The 255-nt window shown below is 44.7% G+C and carries 1 protein-coding gene; it reads right to left on the reverse strand.

The window, feature by feature from the left end; all coding sequences use genetic code 11:
- The coding region (locus DM397_RS00140) for a glycoside hydrolase family 97 catalytic domain-containing protein (RefSeq protein WP_204251830.1) at positions 1 to 255 on the reverse strand (255 nt) is incomplete at both ends.

Below are 255 nucleotides of genomic sequence, written 5' to 3' on the forward strand. Positions count from 1 at the left end.
TTCGGATACATGCGTTCCCAGCCTCGAGGCAATGTGCAGCCATGGAAAATAACCATTATTCCAAATTCATTGGCATCCGTCAGAATATCTTCATAGAGTTTCATGGTCACCTGCTTATCGCCTCCAAAAAAGTCCACTTTAATTCCCTTGATTCCGATGCTTTTCATCCATGCCATTTCTTTTCGTCTGATGGCCGCATTATCCATCAATCCTCTCGGGCCTTGCGGAGCATCATTCCAATACCCGTTTGAATTG

It is taken from the genome of Flavobacterium nitrogenifigens, assembly GCF_003254565.1.
GTDB classification, from domain to species: domain Bacteria; phylum Bacteroidota; class Bacteroidia; order Flavobacteriales; family Flavobacteriaceae; genus Flavobacterium; species Flavobacterium nitrogenifigens.